The organism is Streptomyces sp. NPDC060366, assembly GCF_042725135.1.
In the GTDB taxonomy this organism is placed as follows: domain Bacteria; phylum Actinomycetota; class Actinomycetes; order Streptomycetales; family Streptomycetaceae; genus Streptomyces.
On sequence record NZ_JBHXDC010000016.1, the window covers coordinates 83,799 to 98,391 of the forward strand.

At 70.8% G+C, this 14,593-nt stretch carries 13 protein-coding genes; 1 reads left to right on the forward strand and 12 read right to left on the reverse strand.

The features are described from left to right. Window positions 1-84 precede the first annotated feature (84 nt). From ACFWHU_RS30155 to ACFWHU_RS30165, 3 genes are all read right to left on the reverse strand, one after another. Window positions 85-3,939, reverse strand: a complete 3,855-nt coding sequence (locus ACFWHU_RS30155) for an AAA family ATPase (RefSeq protein WP_387228652.1) — start codon at window positions 3,937-3,939, stop codon at window positions 85-87. A 179-nt stretch (window positions 3,940-4,118) separates the two neighbouring features. Further along, window positions 4,119-4,337: a hypothetical protein gene (locus ACFWHU_RS30160; RefSeq protein WP_023538382.1), complete on the reverse strand. Its 219-nt coding sequence runs from the start codon at window positions 4,335-4,337 to the stop codon at window positions 4,119-4,121. Between the two features lie 462 nt (window positions 4,338-4,799). Then, entirely contained in the window at window positions 4,800-5,081 is a 282-nt protein-coding gene (locus tag ACFWHU_RS30165) for an acylphosphatase (protein WP_385798579.1), read from the reverse strand. Between the two features lie 166 nt (window positions 5,082-5,247). On the opposite strand from ACFWHU_RS30165, the gene ACFWHU_RS30170 reads away from it, so the two are divergent. Then, on the forward strand, window positions 5,248-6,174 hold the full coding sequence (locus ACFWHU_RS30170) for a CAP domain-containing protein (protein ID WP_387228655.1): 927 nt from the start codon (window positions 5,248-5,250) through the stop codon (window positions 6,172-6,174). A gap of 142 nt (window positions 6,175-6,316) precedes the next feature. Here ACFWHU_RS30170 and mutM read toward each other — a convergent pair whose 3' ends face one another. The 9 genes from mutM to ACFWHU_RS30215 all read right to left on the reverse strand — a co-directional run bounded on the left by mutM (window position 6,317) and on the right by ACFWHU_RS30215 (window position 14,477). Beyond that, entirely contained in the window at window positions 6,317-7,177 is an 861-nt protein-coding gene (mutM, locus tag ACFWHU_RS30175) for a bifunctional DNA-formamidopyrimidine glycosylase/DNA-(apurinic or apyrimidinic site) lyase (protein WP_387228657.1), read from the reverse strand. A gap of 167 nt (window positions 7,178-7,344) precedes the next feature. Then, window positions 7,345-8,232, reverse strand: a complete 888-nt coding sequence (gene rnc, locus ACFWHU_RS30180) for a ribonuclease III (protein WP_385798596.1) — start codon at window positions 8,230-8,232, stop codon at window positions 7,345-7,347. Between the two features lie 19 nt (window positions 8,233-8,251). After that, window positions 8,252-8,425 carry a 50S ribosomal protein L32 gene (rpmF, locus tag ACFWHU_RS30185; RefSeq protein WP_003965982.1) on the reverse strand — a complete coding sequence of 58 codons (174 nt, stop codon included), beginning with the start codon at window positions 8,423-8,425 and terminating at the stop codon, window positions 8,252-8,254. Window positions 8,426-8,427: 2 nt separating this feature from the next. Continuing rightward, window positions 8,428-9,036 carry a YceD family protein gene (locus ACFWHU_RS30190; protein WP_385798598.1) on the reverse strand — a complete coding sequence of 203 codons (609 nt, stop codon included), beginning with the start codon at window positions 9,034-9,036 and terminating at the stop codon, window positions 8,428-8,430. A gap of 202 nt (window positions 9,037-9,238) precedes the next feature. Next, complete coding sequence (locus ACFWHU_RS30195) at window positions 9,239-10,441, reverse strand: ATP synthase F0 subunit B (RefSeq protein ID WP_387228659.1); 1,203 nt, start codon at window positions 10,439-10,441, stop codon at window positions 9,239-9,241. 135 nt (window positions 10,442-10,576) lie between these two features. Then, a complete protein-coding gene (gene coaD / locus ACFWHU_RS30200) occupies window positions 10,577-11,056 on the reverse strand; it encodes a pantetheine-phosphate adenylyltransferase (protein WP_385798714.1) in 480 nt (159 codons plus the stop codon). Between the two features lie 26 nt (window positions 11,057-11,082). Continuing rightward, on the reverse strand, window positions 11,083-11,664 hold the full coding sequence (gene rsmD / locus ACFWHU_RS30205) for a 16S rRNA (guanine(966)-N(2))-methyltransferase RsmD (protein ID WP_385798602.1): 582 nt from the start codon (window positions 11,662-11,664) through the stop codon (window positions 11,083-11,085). A gap of 185 nt (window positions 11,665-11,849) precedes the next feature. Next, window positions 11,850-14,045 (reverse strand): ATP-dependent DNA helicase RecG, encoded by a 2,196-nt coding sequence (gene recG / locus ACFWHU_RS30210; protein WP_387228661.1) that lies wholly within the window; start codon window positions 14,043-14,045, stop codon window positions 11,850-11,852. A 96-nt stretch (window positions 14,046-14,141) separates the two neighbouring features. Beyond that, window positions 14,142-14,477 (reverse strand): cupin, encoded by a 336-nt coding sequence (locus tag ACFWHU_RS30215; RefSeq protein WP_381793766.1) that lies wholly within the window; start codon window positions 14,475-14,477, stop codon window positions 14,142-14,144. Window positions 14,478-14,593 lie beyond the last annotated feature (116 nt).

The following is a 14,593-nucleotide window of genomic DNA, read 5'->3' on the forward strand; positions in this document are numbered from 1 at the left end:
CCCTCAGTTGGGCACAGCTCAGCGGGGCCCACCACCTGACGGTGGCCGTTCAGCGGCGGCGCCTGTGCTCGTCCGGGCGCGCCTTCAGTGGAGGCGCTGGCTGATCACCTTGGAGACGCCGTCGCCCTGCATGGAGACGCCGTACAGCGCGTCGGCGACCTCCATCGTGCGCTTCTGGTGCGTGATCACGATCAGTTGGGAGCTCTCCTGGAGTTCCTGCATGATCCGGATCAGCCGCTGGAGGTTGGTGTCGTCCAGCGCGGCCTCGACCTCGTCCATCACGTAGAACGGGCTCGGCCTCGCCTTGAAGATCGACACGAGCAGCGCCACGGCGGTCAGCGACCGCTCGCCGCCCGACAGCAGGGAGAGCCGCTTGACCTTCTTGCCGGGAGGCCGGGCCTCGACGTCCACGCCGCTGGTGAGCATGTTGTCGGGATCCGTAAGGATGAGGCGTCCCTCGCCCCCGGGGAAGAGCCGCGAGAAGACGCCCTCGAACTGAAGGGCCGTGTCCCGGTACGCCTCCGTGAAGACCTGCTCGACGCGTTCGTCGACCTCCTTGACGACCTGGAGCAGATCGGTGCGCGTCTTCTTGAGGTCTTCCAGCTGCTCGGAGAGGAACTTGTGCCGCTCCTCCAGCGCCGCGAACTCCTCCAGGGCGAGCGGATTCACCTTCCCGAGTTGCTGATACGCCCGTTCGGCCGACCGGAGCCGCTTCTCCTGCTCGCCCCGTACGTAGGGCCGGGGCTGGTTGCGCGGGTCGTCGGGGTCCTCCGGCAGTTCCTCGCCCTCGGCGGGCAGGGACGGCGGTACGAGCTGGTCCGGGCCGTACTCGGCGATCAGGCCGGCGGGCTCGACGCCCAGCTCCTCCAGGGCCTTCGCCTCCAACTGCTCGATCCTCATGCGCTTCTCGGCGCCCAGGACCTCGCCCCGGTGCACCGAGTCGGTGAGCTTGTCGAGTTCGTTCTTGAGATCGCGTCCCTGGTTCCGCTCCGCGACCAGTTCCTGTTCGCGTCCCGCCTTCGCCGCGTCGGCCGCCGTGCGTTCCTCGTCGGCGCGTACGACCGACACCTCGACGTGCGCCAGCAGTTGCCGGGCACCGGAGGCGACGGCCCCGGCGACGGCGGCCTCGTGGCGCAGCCTGGAACGCCGCTGCTCCGCGCGGGCCCGCGCCTCGCGCTCGGCGCGGGCGCCCCGGTCGAGGGAGTCCGCGCGGCCGGCCAGCCCCTTGACGCGCTCCTCGTGGGTACGGACCTGGAGCCGCGCCTCCATCTCGGTCTGCCGGGCGTTGGCCCCGTCGGCGGCGAGCCGGTCCCGTACGGAGGTGTCCGGCTCCTCCTCGACGGGCGCCTCCTCGGCGACCAACAAGCGCTCCGCCAGCTCCTGGGCCTCCTCGGTGGCCCGGTCCAGCGCGTCCTGGGCCTTGGCGGCGGCGGCCGAGGTCCGCTCGGCCTCGCCCGCGGCGCCCCTGGCCTGGCCGGCGAGGCGCCCCAACTGGCCGGACACGGCGGACTTCTCACGGTCGGCGGCCCGCCGCCGCTCCCCCAACTCCTCTACGAGCGCGGCGCATTCGGTACGGCGGGCGGTCGCCCGGCGCTGTGCCTCGGCCAGTTCGTCGCACCGTACGGCGAGTTCGGCCAGCTCGGCGGCCGCCTCGTCGACGGAAGCCTGCACTTCGAGCAGGCTGGGCGCCCCGGCGGAGCCGCCGTGAGCGAAGTGCGCGCCGAGGAGGTCGCCCTCCGCCGTCACGGCGGTCAGCCCGGGGCGCGCGGCGACCAACTCCTCGGCGTCCTCCAGGGTGCCGACGACGACCACGTCCTGGACGAGGCGTCGTACGGCGCCCATGAGCGCGTCGGGGCCCCGTACGAGGTCGACGACGCGGGGGACGGCCAGATCGGTGACCGCGGCGTGCACGGGGCGGGCGTGGGCGGCCCCGTGGGCGTCGCCGCCGTCCGCGACGGCGGGGACATCGCGCGCCCCGTCCCCCTGGCCGGGCACGGCGCCGGAGGCGGCGGGGACGCCGCCGTCCTGGTGCGGCACCGGCCCCGTGTCCGCCGCACCGGTGGTGCTCGACGCCGCGTCCGCGACGCCCCTCGCTCCGGCGGCGCCCTGACCGGGCACGCCCGGCGCCGTACCGGGTCCGGTCGCCTCGGCCGGGGCCCCGTCGTCCGGTCCGCCCGGCGGCGTCACCTGCCCCGGTACGCCGGCCGCCCGCGCGGGCCGATCGGCGCCGAGCAGCAGGGAGGCCCGGCCCGCGTCCTCTTTACGGAGGAGCCGGATCGCCTCGGCCGCGGTCGTCGCGTCGGTCACCGCGATCGCGTCGGCCGCCGCGCCGAGCGCCGCCGCCACCGGGACCTCGAAGCCCGGTGTGACGGTGAGCAGTTCGGCGGCGGGACCCAGCAGGCCGGAGAGCCTGTCCCGCGCCCCCAGCAGCGCACCGGTGCCGTCCTTGCGGCGCAGGCCGAGGGCAAGCGCGTCGTGGCGGGCGGAGAGGGCGGCGCGTTCGCGTTCGGCCGCCGTGGCCGCCTCTCGCGCGGCCGTCAGCGCACCCTCCGCCTCACCCAGCGCCCGTTTGGCCTCGTCGTGCCGCTCGCCCAGCTCGTGGTCGTCGGCGTCCAGTCCGTCGACCTCGGCCTTGAGCTGTTCGTACTCCTCCTGGGCGGCGACGGCGCGCTGCCGCGCCCCGTCGCGGGCCTCGGCGAGCCTGCCGATCTCGGCCTGCGCGGACGCGGCGCGGCTGCGGGCTGCGTTCACCTGCCCGTTCAGCCGGGCGAGTCCCTCCCGGCGGTCGGCGATCGCGCGCGCCACGTCCTTCAGGCGGCGTTCCTCCGACGCGAGGTCACGCTCCAGGTCGGAGCGGTGCGCGACGGTGTCCTCCAGCGCGCGCTCGGCGGCTTCGAGCGCGGCTTCCAGCTCGGCCTCCTGCTCACGGATGCGCGCGGCCTCACGCTCCATGTCCTCGGGGTCCCGCCCGCGCCGTTCGTCGTCCGGTGTGGCGGTGGCGCTCTTCACCCTGGCGTCGGCCAGCGAGACGGTGCCCCGTACCCGCTCGGCCAACTGCGAGAGTTCGTACCAGGTCTGCTGCGCGCGCTGGAGTCTCGGTGCCAGCCTCCGTACCTCGTCCTCCAGCTCCGCCTCGCGCGCCAGCGCGTTCCTCAGCCGGAGCTCCGCCTCCTCCTTGCGCTGCTTGAGCGCCGCCTCGTCGGCAACCTCCGTACGGAGGGCGTCGCGCAGCTTCACGAGATCGTCGGCGAGCAGCCGCAGCCGCGCGTCGCGCAGGTCCGCCTGGATGACGGCGGCGCGGCGCGCCACCGCGGCCTGCCGTCCCAACGGCTTGAGCTGTCGCCGCAGTTCGTCGGTCAGGTCCTGGACGCGTGCGAGGTTGGCCTGCATCGCGTCCAGTTTCCGCAGCGCTTTCTCCTTGCGCTTACGGTGCTTCAGAACGCCCGCGGCCTCTTCGATGAATGCCCTGCGCCCCATCGGATCGGCGTGCAGAACGGAGTCGAGTTGTCCCTGGCCGACGATGACATGCATCTCGCGGCCGATACCGGAGTCGGAAAGGAGTTCCTGGATGTCGAGCAGCCGGCAGGTGTCTCCGTTGAGCTGGTATTCGCTGCCGCCGTTGCGGAACATGATCCGCGTAATGGTGACCTCGGCGTAGTCGATGGGCAGCGCACCGTCGGAATTGTCGATGGTGAGGGAGACTTCGGCTCGTCCGAGCGGTGGTCGGCCGGTCGTGCCGGCGAAGATCACGTCTTCCATCTTGCCGCCGCGCAGTGACTTGGCCCCCTGCTCGCCCATGACCCAGGACAGGGCGTCCACGACGTTGGACTTGCCCGAGCCGTTCGGACCCACGACGCACGTGATACCGGGTTCGAACCGCAGCGTCGTGGCGGAGGCGAAGGATTTGAACCCGCGCAGGGTCATGGCCTTGAGGTGCACGCCGCCGGACTCTACCTTCCTCACTTCGCCCGACGGCGGTTTCACCGCCGAATGAGGAGGGCACATCAGACGTGAGAAGAACCGGCTTCACGGTGGGGGGAAAGACAGAAGGGACGCCGAAGCGTCCCTTGCATGTTCTCGCGAGAGTGTTTCTCACCTGGCCCCGGCGGGGGCTGCTGTCAGGTGAGTGCTGGCTCCGCCTGGGGTACATCGAGGTCGATGCCGTCGAACGGCGAATCGCCATGGTGCTGTGCGGCGGCAGCGCTCAACGCGTCATTCTCGGACTGGATCCGTACAAGCTCGGATTCGAGGTCCTGGACGCGCTGCTGAAGCCGTCGCATCTCGGCGAGGAGTCGCGGGTCAGAACCGCCGACGTAACCGAGAAGCGCCTTTGCCATGATGGATGGGCCTCCACACTGAGTGACCGACCGAAGCGGTGTGGGTCGTGAGGGATTTCCGCACCCGCACTGCCTGGCAGAGGTTCCGCACTGTGATTCTTACTGCCAAACAGCCAAGGTGCGCGGGGCTTCCAGAGTCTCACCAAAAAGTTTGACGGTCAACACGATCACAGCCCGTCATCGCCGGGCGGCCCAGGGGCGTGCGTCCGCGTGCGGTGCGGCGGCGCCTCTCCTGCGGCCCCGGAGGGCGTGGAGATCATCGTTAACGCGGCAGCTTGGCATGAGCGCCCGTTCTTGGCAACCATCAGTCAATTCCTGCCAAACGCACTTGCCGGAGGCATACGGGCAGGCCGGGCGCCACTTCGGTCGGGCGCGGCTCGGCATACCGCGGCCCGTTCAAGATCGAGCAGGAATGATCGCGATCGTTCCGGCCGCTTCCGGACGCTGCTCCGTCGGTCGCGATCACCGGATGGCGAAGGTCTCGTATCCACCGCGTGGTGTGCCCCAGATCTCGGTGACTCCGTCAACACGACCGGGCGTGTCGTCCGAACGAAGCCACTCGAGCAAACGGTGGCAATTCTCACGTGGTCCCTCTGCGACGATCTGCACCCGACCGTCGTCCAGATTCAGGGCGAAGCCCGTCAGAGCCCCGATCTCCAGAGCGTTTGCCCTGGTGAACCAGCGGAAGCCAACTCCCTGTACGCGACCGCGTACCCAAGCGGTGATCCGCACGTCTTCGTTCATAGGTGCAAGCTAATGGGCCAATACCTCCGTGAGCACATCGCCCCCACGCCGCTTGGCGTACAGTCCCGTCGAAATGAGCCTCACTCGAATGGGTGAAGGACATTGACGTCATGAGCGGTGCGAGAGCAATCACGAGCACCTGGGCACATCGAGGAAGGCGCAGCTGATGGGACGCCATAGTCGCTCGGCCGGCGCACCCGCCGCTGAGGACCACGCGGCCGGTGCGGCAGGTCGGCACCGCGGGCGGGGCCGAGGCCGGAAGAGGGGAATCGGCGGCCCCGTGCGCACCGGACTGCTCGGTGCCTCCGCCGCGATGGCCATGGGAGCCGTGGCCGTGGCATCCGGGCTGCTTCCCGGCGGGGAGCAGTACACCGTCGGCGGCGGCAATCTCCCGGGCGAGCAGGTCCGCACCGCGGGCGCGCCCGAACTCCAGCAGCAGGGTGGCTCGACCGCCGAGCCCACCGACGAGGCGGCCGCGCCGCCCAGCCGTGGCGACGACCGGCCGAGCACGCCGCCGAAGTCCGAGCCGTCGACGCCGGAGAAGCCGTCCGCGTCCACGAGCCCGTCGAAGCCGGCGAAGACGCCGGAGAGCGATCCCACACGGAGCCGGAGCCAGGAGACGAGCGACAGCCCGTCCAGCAGCGCCCCCGCGCCCGCGAAGACCACCGACCGGCCCACGCAGCCGCCGCAGACGCCCCGCCCCTCCGTCTCCGCCCCGGCCACCGCCGAGGCGGAGGTCCTCGCGCTGGTCAACGAGGAGCGGGCGAAGGCCGGCTGTCAGCCGCTGCGCGCCGACAAGGCCCTGAACGGCCTCGCCGAGGCGTTCAGCAAGGACATGGCGGACCGCGGCTTCTTCGACCACACCGACCCGGACGGCGACACCCCCTGGGACCGCGCCGACCAGGCGGGCGTCACGAACCTGGGCGGCGAGAACATCGCCCGTGGCCAGGCCGACGCCCAAGCGGTGATGGCCTCCTGGATGGCGAGTGAAGGCCACCGCGAGAACATTCTGAACTGCGACTACAAGACCATCGGCATAGGCGCGCACTTCGCCGGGGGCGGCCCGTGGTGGACGCAGGACTTCGGCTTCTGAGCCGTCGCCGCGTCCACGCCCGCACCCGCCGCACTCCCGCCCGCACGGCCGGACGAACCAACCGAACGAGGCCCGCGACAGCTCCGCGTCGCGGGCCTCGCCCGTGTCACGGCTTCGGATACGGGGCGGGCACGGGGCGGCGTTACGGGGCGACGCGGGGCGGGCGTTGGCAACGGGGGCAGAAGTAGCTCGACCGGTTCATCCAGGGGCGGCGGCGGATGGGGGTGCCGCAGCGGCGGCACGGTTCGCCCTCGCGACCGTACGCGTCCAGCGACCGGTCGAAGTAGCCGGATTCGCCGTTCACGTTGACGTAGAGGCTGTCGAAGCTGGTGCCGCCGACCGCGAGGGCCGCGTTCATCACGTCGCGTACGTGGCCGAGCAGTTCGACCGAGCGGGGGCGGGGCAGCGAGGCCGTCGGCCGGTCGTAGTGGAGCTTGGAGCGCCACAGCGCCTCGTCCGCGTAGATGTTGCCGACCCCGCTGATGAGGGACTGGTCGAGCAGCGCGCGCTTGACCGTCGTACGGCGCAGACGCAGCGCGGTGTGGAAGGCGGCGGCGTCGAACGCCGGGTCCAACGGGTCGCGCGCGATGTGGGCGATGACGTCGGGCAGCCCGTCGGGGGTGTTCTCGTGCAGCGAGAGCCCGCCGAAGGTGCGCTGGTCGACGAAGCGGAGTTCGGTGCCGAGGTCGTCGTCGAAGCGGATTCGGATCCGCAGGTGCTTCTCGCCCGGGGCGGATTCCGGCTGTACGAGGAGCTGGCCGCTCATTCCGAGGTGCCCGAGGATCGAGGCGTCGGTGTCGGCGAGCGGCAGCCAGAGGTACTTGCCGCGGCGTCGGGCGACGCCGAACCGGTGCCCCTTGAGGCGGGCGGCGAAGTCCTCGCCGCCGGCGAGGTGGCGCCGTACGGCGCGGGGGTGCAGGACCTCGGTCTCGGCCACCGTCCGTCCCGCGACCCAGCGTTCGAGTCCGCGCCGTACGACTTCGACCTCGGGCAGCTCGGGCACGGTGCTCCTTAAGGGGTGGCGGGTTCAGCGGCTTGGGAGGCCAACTGGGCGAACACGGGGCGGGAGTTGGGGAGGGCGGAGGAACAGCCGACGGGGCGGGCACGAGCTGCGCCCCTCGTGCCGTATCGACACAAGGGGCGCACCGGAAGGGAACGGAACAGAAGAGATCAGGACTTGGCCACGTCGGCGGATTCCGAAGCCGCCACCGAAGAGGTGTCGGCGGCCTCTTCAACGTCGACCTCGACCTCACCCTCGACCTCGTCCGGGGACTTGGTCTCGGACGTGGTCCCGACTTCGACGGCCGCCTTCGCCGCGGCAGCCCGTTCGTCCGCGTCAGCGCGGATGGACCGCCACGCGGTCTCCGCCGCCTGCTGTTCCGCTTCCTTCTTGCTGCGGCCGGTGCCGGTGCCGTACGAGACACCACCGACGCGGGCGGCAGCGGTGAAGGTCTTCTCGTGATCCGGGCCGGTCTCCGTGACGAGATACTCGGGTACGCCGAGACTCTCCGCCGCGGTCAGCTCCTGCAGACTGGTCTTCCAGTCCAGACCGGCACCGAGGTTGGAGGACTTCTCGATGAGCGGGTCGAAGAGCCGGTGCACCAGCTCGGACGCCGCGTCGAGGCCCTGATCGAGATAGACCGCGCCGATCACCGCTTCAAGGGTGTCGGCGAGGATGGACGCCTTGTCCCGGCCTCCCGTGCCCTCTTCACCACGGCCGAGCCGGATGAAGGAGCCGAGTTCGAGGCCGCGCCCCACTTGCGCCAGCGCGCGCGAATTGACCACCGCGGCCCGCAACTTGGCCAGTTGGCCCTCGGGCAGGTCGGGGTGGATGCGATACAGCGTGTCGGTGACCACCAGTCCGAGCACCGAATCCCCGAGGAATTCGAGCCGTTCGTTGGTGGGCAGACCGCCGTTCTCGTACGCGAACGAGCGATGGGTCAGCGCACGCACCAGAAGGGCGGACTCCAGCTGATAGCCGAGCCGCCCTTCCAGAAGCGTGTGGGACGAGGCTGTGCTGACGTTGTCTGCCTTCTTGGTACTGGACAGTTCAGACATCGAGCCTCTCACCAGCCGCTCAGACCTCGAGGACCTGGCGCTTGTTGTAGGTGCCGCAACTCGGGCACGCGATGTGCTGGAGCTTCGGCTCCTGGCAACGCTCACACGAAACCAGGGTGGGGACCGCAGCCTTCCACTGCGACCGGCGGTGGCGCGTGTTGCTGCGCGACATCTTCCGCTTCGGAACAGCCACGGCTACTTCTCCTGCTTCTCGTCGGCGCCGTCGTCGGCGCCGCCCATGTTGTCCTTCTCGCCGTCCGTGATGGTTTCGGCGAGTCCTTGCAGTGACGCCCACCTGATGTCGACGGCGTCGTGGTGATGGTCCGGGTTCTCGTCCAGCCTGATCCCGCATTCGGAACACAGGCCGGCGCAGGTCTCCCGGCACACCGGCTGCATCGGCAGTGCGAGCACCACCGCATCGCGCAGCACAGGTTCGAGGTCGAACAGTCCGTCCTCGATGTAGAGCCTGTCCTCGTCGTCCTCGGCGTCGTCGGCCGGTTCCGCCTGCTTGCTGCGGCCCCGGTCGTCGGCGTCAGGGTACGAGAACATCTCCTGGAAGTCCGCTGCCACGTCCTGGCGCACCGGCTCCAGACACCTTACGCACTCCCCCTCGGCGATCGCACGGGCGGTGCCGGTGACGAGCACACCCTCCATGACCGATTCGAGGCGGATCTTGAGCTCCACCGGTGCGCCTTCCGGCACTCCGATGACTCCGTCGATACCGAAGTCCTTGGGCGCCGCCGCGGAGCGGGTCAGCCGCTTGAGCGCACCAGGACGGCGCCCCAGCTCGTGTGTGTCGAACACGAGGGGATCGCGGTGGTCGAGGCGGGCGTTCAGGGCTGTTCCAACTTTCGAGTCGTGGAGTGGGCCGCCATGTCGCGTACGAGGCGGGCGGCCGGATCGCGGACATCACGCGACCGAAGAACCAGGATACTTGACCGGCCGCCGTTGGCCCAATCCGGCCGTACGCGGGCGCCCGGCGGCGATACGGCGCGGAGCGCGGGGCTCAGCGCCCCTGCTCGTACCGGCGAAGCTGCTCCAGGTCGATCATGCTGGTGTCGAACAGACTGGTCTCGTCGAGTGCGCCCTGCGGGTCCTGCGACTGCTGCTGATGCGGCTGCTGCTGGGGCGGCTGGCCCTGGGCGTCCGGGTGCTGCTGCCAGCCCTGCGCCGCCTGGTCGTAGTTCTGCCCGTAGCCCTGGCTGTAGTTCGGGTCGTAGGCGGCCGGGTCGTAGACCGGCTGCTGGGCCTGCTGGTACGCGTACGGGTCCTGCTGCTGATAGGCGTACGCGTCCTGCTGCTGGTAACCGCCGTAGGCGGGGTCCGAGTACTGCTGCGCGGCGGCGGGGTCGGCGTACTGCTGCGGGGCCTGTGCCTGCGCGGGGATCGGGATCTGGACCGGCTGCTCAGGTACCTGCGGCGGGGACTGCGGCTCCATCGGCCGGTGCGCGGGCGCCCCGGCGCCCTGGAGCGGCTGCTGTCCCGACAGCTCGGCGAGACCGGACAGGTAGTCCGCGTCGCTCATGTGCCCCTGGCGCCCCGCCGCGTCCTGTTCCGCCATGTGCAGGCCCAGGTCGTCGGTGGCGACCCGGCCGTGCAGCTTCTGCCGACCGCGGCCGACCGCCTCGAGGGTCTTGGAGAGGACGGCCTCGAAGGCACCGAGCTTGGCGTCCACGTAGTCGTCCGCGCGGCGGATCAGGGTGCCGGGGTCGGCGCTGTACTCGGGGGCGTCCTCGTCGGCGTACCCCTCCGCGTCCAGACCCGGGCCGCGGCCGAGCAGCTTCTCGCGGCCGCGGTCCACGGAGCCGATGGTCTTGTTGAGCACGACCTCGAAGTTCGCGAGCTTGGAGTCCACGTAGTCGTCGGCCTCGGCGCGGATCTCCTCGGCGTCCCTGCGGGCCTCGGCGAGGATGCGGTCCGCCTCTTCCTGGGCGGTGCGGGCGATCACGGTGTCGGAGATCAGCGTGGACCGCTCCGTGTGGGCCGCCGCGACGATCCGCTCCGCCTCCTGGCGGGCCTGCTCGGAGAGCTGCTCATGGCCGCCGAGGAGCTCCTGCGCCTGGGCGAGCGAGCCGGGCAGGGCCTCCCGTACCTCTTCGAGCAGCGAGAGCAGTTCGCCGCGGTTGACCACGCAGGAGGCCGACATGGGCATGGAACGGGCGTTCCCCACCGCGTCGACGATCTCGTCGAGCTTCTTCTGCACGTCCACCGTGTGCTCGCCACTCTCTACAGCCGGGTTGGAGACGGACGCAACGACTGTACGGCCAGTCGGTGCGCACCCGACACCAGGTGACGGTCCGTCAGTTTTGGGGCGACTCCGCCGCCCCGTGTCGCGCCCCGTCCGTCACCGGTTCTCAAGGCGCTCGGTCAGTGCCTCGTGCACGAGCGGAGGCAGCAGATGGGAGACGTCCCCGCCCCAGGTCGCCACCTCTTTGACCAGCGAGGAGGAGAGGAAGCTGTAGATCGGGTTGGTCGGCACGAAGAGGGTCTCGACGCCGGAGAGGCCGTTGTTCATCTGGGCCATCTGCAACTCGTAGTCGAAGTCGCTGACCGCCCGCAGGCCCTTGACGATGGCCGGGATGTCGCGCTGTTTGCAGAAGTCGACGAGGAGGCCGTGGAAGGCCTCCACCTCGACGTTGCCGAACTCGGCGGTGACGCGGCGGATCAGATCGATCCGCTCGTCGACGGTGAACAGCCCCTTCTTGGACTGGTTGATCATCACTGCGACGTGGACGACGTCGTACAGCTTGGAGGCACGGCCAATGATGTCGAGGTGACCATTGGTGATGGGGTCGAAGGACCCCGGACAGACGGCGCGGCGCAACTTGATTCCCTCGCTCTCCGGTCCGGTCATCGGGCGTCTTCGGGTGCGGCGGCGCGACCGTACCAAAGGGTCCCCTCGCCGTAGCGGCGTGCCCGCAACGGTTCGAAGCCCCTTGGCCAGGTGAACTCCCCACCTCTGGTGCTGCGCTCCACGGTGGCGACGGCATCGTCATTGAGCCAGCCCCCCGAACGGAGTGTGAGCAGGATCTCGCGAAGATCGTCATCGGTGACGGCGTACGGCGGGTCGAGGAAGACGATGTCGTACGGGGTCTCGGGGGCCGGTCCTGTCACGATCTGCTCCGCTTTGCCCGTACGGACCTCGGCGCCCGGCAGTCCGAGGGCGCGGACGTTGTCCCGGACGGTGCGGGCCGCCCTGCCGTCCGCCTCCACAAGGAGGGTGTGCGCGGCGCCCCGGGAGAGGGCTTCCAGGCCGACGGCGCCGGAGCCGGCGTACAGGTCGGCGACGCGCAGGCCTTCGAGGGTGCCGAGCAGCGCCTCCCAGGTGGAGAAGAGACCTTCGCGCGCTCGGTCGGAGGTGGGGCGGGTGCCGTTGCCCGGGGGGACGGCGAGACGGCGCCCGCCGGCGGCGCCGGCGATCACGCGGGTCATGGGTGTCGGGTCCTCGGTTCGTGGGGTGCGCGGATTGCGGAACGGCGTGGTGCATGCCGCCCGCCGGTGCGCCGGCGGGGGGCATGCGCGCCGTCACCCACGATATGGCGTCGCTCCCGGCGCGGCCCGCCGGGAGGGAGTCCCAGAGCCCCCGCCGGGGCGCTGAGAGCGCCTGTGAGGGCCTTTCAGCCCTTGTCGAGATACTGCTCCCGCTCCGTGTCCAGCAGGGCGTCCAGTGCCGTACGCAGCTCCGGGAGGGTGTCGAGCTCCGGGTCCGCGGCGACGACGGCCACGGCCTCCTCCCTGGCCGCGGCGATGACCTCCTCGTCCTCGATGACCGCGAGCATCCGCAGCGAGGAGCGGACCCCGGACTGGGCCTGGCCGAGGACATCGCCCTCGCGGCGCTGTTCGAGGTCGATACGGGAGAGCTCGAAGCCGTCGAGGGTCGAGGCGACCGCGCCGAGACGGGCCCGCGCGGGGCTGGCCTCCGGCATCTCCGAGACCAGCAGGCACAGGCCGGGGGCCGAGCCTCGGCCCACCCGGCCGCGCAACTGGTGCAGCTGCGAGACGCCGAACCGGTCCGCGTCCATGATCACCATCGCCGTCGCGTTGGGCACGTTCACACCGACCTCGATGACGGTGGTCGCGACCAGGACGTCCACGTCGCCCGCGGCGAAGCGGCGCATCACGTCGTCCTTGTCGTCGGGCTGCATACGGCCGTGCAGCACCTCGACGCGGAGGTCGACCAGCGGCCCGGCCGCGAGCTGCTTGGCGATGTCCAGCACGGCCAGCGGCGGACGTTTGTCCCCGTCGGCCTCGGCCGCCTTCGCCGCGGCCTTCTTCTTCGGCTCGTCCTCGCCGTCACCGATCCGGGGGCAGACGACGTACGCCTGGTGCCCCTTGCCGACCTCCTCGCGCACCCGTTCCCAGGCGCGCGCCAGGAAGTGCGGCTTGTCCTGGGCCGGTACGACATGGGTGGCGATCGGGGAGCGACCGGCGGGCAGTTGGTCCAGGACGGAGGTCTCCAGGTCGCCGAAGACGGTCATGGCGACCGTACGGGGAATGGGCGTCGCCGTCATGACCAGCAGATGCGGCGGCTGCTTGCCCTTGGAGCGCAGGGCGTCGCGCTGCTCGACCCCGAAGCGGTGCTGCTCGTCCACGACGACCAGACCCAGGTCGTGGAACCGCACCTTGTCCTCGATCAGCGCGTGCGTGCCGATGACGATCCCGGCCTCGCCGGTGACCAGGTCGAGCAGCGCGTGCCGCCGCGCCGCAGCGCCCATGGAGCCGGTGAGCAGCACCACCTTGGTGGCCGTCTCGGCGCCGCCGAGCATGCCTCCCTCGGCCAGCTGCCCCATCATCTCGGTGATCGAGCGGTGGTGCTGCTGCGCGAGCACCTCGGTCGGCGCGAGCATGGCGGCCTGACCGCCCGCGTCCACCACCGTGAGCATCGCGCGCAGCGCCACCATCGTCTTGCCGGAGCCGACCTCGCCCTGAAGGAGGCGGTGCATCGGATGCTCGGTCGCCAGATCGTCGAAGATCTCGCGTGTGACCTTCAACTGGCCGTCGGTGAGGGTGAAGGGCAGCTTGGCGTCGAAGGCGTCGAGCAGGCCCCCCGCCACCGGTCGCCGTGCCACCGCGGGGAGTTGGGCGTCCGCGTGCCGCCGCCGGGCGAGGGCGACCTGGAGTACGAACGCCTCGTCCCACTTGAGCCGGTCCCTGGCCGCCGCGACATCGGCCTTGGTGTCGGGCCGGTGGACCTTCATGAGCGCCTCGGGCAAAGGCACGAAGCCGCGGCCCTCGCGCAGGGACGGCGGCAGCGGGTCGACGGCCTCGGTGGCCCTCGGCAGCACGGCGTCGACCGCCTTGGTGATCTTCCAGGACTCCAGTCCCTTGCAGGCCGGGTAGATCGGGATCAGCTTGCCCGCGAAGGCGTCCACGGCCTCGTCGCCGCTGTCCGTACCGAGCGGCACATACGTGGGATGGGCGAGCTGGAGCTTCCGGTTGAACATCGAGACCTTGCCCGCGAACATGCCCCGGCTGCCGGGCAGCAGATCCTTGTGGGGCTTGTGGATCCCCCTGCCGAAGAAGACCAGTTGGAGCCGGCCGCTGCCGTCGGTGAGGGTGATCTCCAGCCGCTGCCCCCGGCCGCCGTTGAACTTCAGAACGCGTGAGTCGGCGACCTGGGCGACGACCGTGACGTCCTCGTCCAGCGGGAGGTCGGCGAGGCGGGTGAGCTGGCCCCGCTCCTCGTACCGCCTCGGGTAGTGGTGCAGCAGGTCACCGACCGTGTGCAGATCCAGCTGCTCGGCCATCACCTTCGCGGTGGCGGGGCCGAGCGTCTTCTTGAGTGATTCATCCAGCGCGGACACACGATCCATTGCACACCACATCACTGACATCCGTCGCGCACCTGTGGACAACCCCAGGTCGGAGGCGGGTCAGGGGCTGCGGGATCGGGGCGGCGCGGACTCGGTTCAGCGGCTTGTCGCGCGGACCTCGGTGACGGCGGTGAGCAGGACGGCTGAGTCCTCCAGGGCCTCCAGGCCGTGCCGTTCGTGCGGAACAGGGCCCACCTGCCCGGCGATCATGTCCTGGTCGCCGGACTTCTTCGTCACCCGTACCCGGCCGTGCAGTACCTGAAGGCTGGCCGCCGGGGGCGCGTTGTGCTCGTCGAGGGACGAACCGGAGGTCAGCGCGATGACCGTCTGCCGCAGTGGACCGTCGTGCAGGAAAAGGTGCGCGCTCCGGCCGTGGGCGCTGGCTCGCGCGTCGTCGAGCTGGTGGCGGGCGAGTGCGGTCAGGTCGTCCATCGGTGGGCCTCTCACCTCGGGCGGTGCGCGCGTCTGTCATAAGGCGCCTACCCACCATCGTCACAGGTACCGCGCCCCGTGCAAGCCGTGGCCACTACGTGGCCGCGTGTACGTGT